At 76.4% G+C, this 1904-nt stretch carries 2 protein-coding genes; both read right to left on the bottom strand.

Annotated elements, in window-relative coordinates; all coding sequences use genetic code 11:
- Positions 1-839, bottom strand: an 839-nt coding sequence (locus ACTUAL_RS02370) for an ABC transporter ATP-binding protein (RefSeq protein ID WP_440899114.1), incomplete at its 3' end; no start/stop codon positions are given.
- Positions 836-1904, bottom strand: a 1069-nt coding sequence (locus ACTUAL_RS02365) for a FecCD family ABC transporter permease (protein ID WP_440899113.1), incomplete at its 5' end; no start/stop codon positions are given. The genes ACTUAL_RS02365 and ACTUAL_RS02370, both read right to left, overlap by 4 nt.

The raw sequence follows: 1904 nt of genomic DNA, 5'->3' as shown, positions 1-1904 counted from the left end.
GGGGGGCGGGTCGGCCCCGGGGGGTGCCTCTCGGGGGTGCGGGCCGGGGCGGGCCGCCGGGACAACCGGGGGGGCGCGGGCCGGGGGGGGGGGTGGACCCACGGGCCGGCGCGGACCCCGAAGACCTCGGCGACCAGCTCCGCGGTGAGCACCCGCGCGGGTGGCCCGTCGGCGACGACCCGGCCCCGGTGCAGCACGTGCACGCGGTCGCAGTACGCCACGGCCAGCGCCAGGTCGTGCATGACGGTGAGCGTGGTGGTGCCGAGCGCGCGCACCAGGTCGAGCAGCTCCAGCTGGTAGCGGATGTCCAGGTGGTTGGTGGGCTCGTCGAGCACGAGCAGCCTCGGCTGCTGCGCCAGCGCCCGCGCCAGCAGCACCCGCTGCTTCTCCCCGCCGGAGAGGGTGTCGAAGTCGCGCCCGGCCAGGTGCGCGACACCGGTCCTGGCGACCGCCTCGGCGCAGATCCGGCGGTCGTCGGCGGTGTCGCGGTCCAGCGGGCCCTTGTGCGGGTTGCGGCCCATCGCGACCACGTCGGCGACCGTGAGCACGAAGTCGCTGCCGCTCTCCTGCACCACCACGGCGGTGCGCCGCGCGGACTCGCGGGCGGTGAGCCCCCACACGTCGGCCCCGTCGACCCGCACCGCCCCCGCCGCCGGGCGCAGCGCCCGGTAGACCGCGCGCAGCAGCGTGGACTTGCCGCTGCCGTTGGGCCCGACGACGCCGACCACCTCCCCCGCGCCCACGGTCAGGCTCGCCCCGGCCACCACCGGGCTCCCGCCCAGCTCCACCGAGACCCCGTCGACCACGACCCTCGGCGGCCCGCTCCCGTTCGCGCTCACCCGAACCTCGCCTCCCGCCCGGCCTCGCGCTGCCGCAGCAGCCAGATGAAGAACGGCACCCCGAACACCGAGGTGACGATGGACAGCGGCAGGTCGCTCGGCGCGAGCACGGTGCGGGCGGCCAGGTCCATCAGCACCAGGAACACCGCCCCGGTGAGCGCGGCAACCGGCAGCAGCGCGCGGTGCTCCGAGCCGACCACCATCCGGCACAGGTGCGGCACGATCAGCCCGACGAACGCCACCGCCCCGCTGACCGCGACGACGACCCCGACCACCAGCGAGGTCACCACGAGCATCCGCACCCGGAACCGGGCGACGTCCAGGCCGAGGGAGACCGCCGTCTCCTCCCCGGCGAGCAGCGAGTTCAGCGACCGGGCCTGGGTGAGCAGGTAGAGCACGCCCGCGACCACGCACGCGGCGGGCGCGCCCAGGTCGCCCCACTCGGTGGAGCCGAGGCTGCCGAACAGCCAGACCAGCACGCCCTGCACGTCGTAGGGGCTGGCGTGCAGCAGCAGGAGGCCGTAGAGGGCCTGGAACAGGTAGGCCAGCGACACCCCGGCCAGGATCAGCCGGAACGGGGTGACCCGGCCCGCGCGCTGGGCCAGCAGGTAGACCAGCAGGGTGGCGGCGAGCGCGCCCGCGAACGCCGCCGAGGACAGCCCGAGCCCGGCGACGGCGGAGGAGCCGACCACCAGCACCAGGACGGCCCCGAGGGACGCGCCGGAGGAGACGCCGAGCAGGTACGGGTCGGCCAGCGGGTTGCGCACCACGGCCTGGAGCACGACCCCGACCGAGGCAAGCCCCGCGCCGACCACGGCGCCCAGCAGCGCCCTGGGGAGGCGGAACTGCCACACGATGTGGTCGTTCACCGGGTCGGCGGGGTGGAACAGGTCGGCGGAGAGGTGGTGCAGCACGACCTGCGCGGTCTCCCGCAGCGGGACGCGCACCGGGCCCAGCGAGGTCGCCAGCAGGACGCTGAGCACGAGCGCGCCGCCCAGGCCCAGCAGCACCGCCGCGAGCCGGGTGCGGCGCGGGGCTTGCCTCGGTCGGGGTCGTGCTCCAGGC

The organism is Actinosynnema sp., from assembly GCF_052038725.1.
The sequence above is the reverse complement of the archived record's forward strand: the minus strand, read 5'-3'. Positions and strand labels throughout refer to the sequence as shown.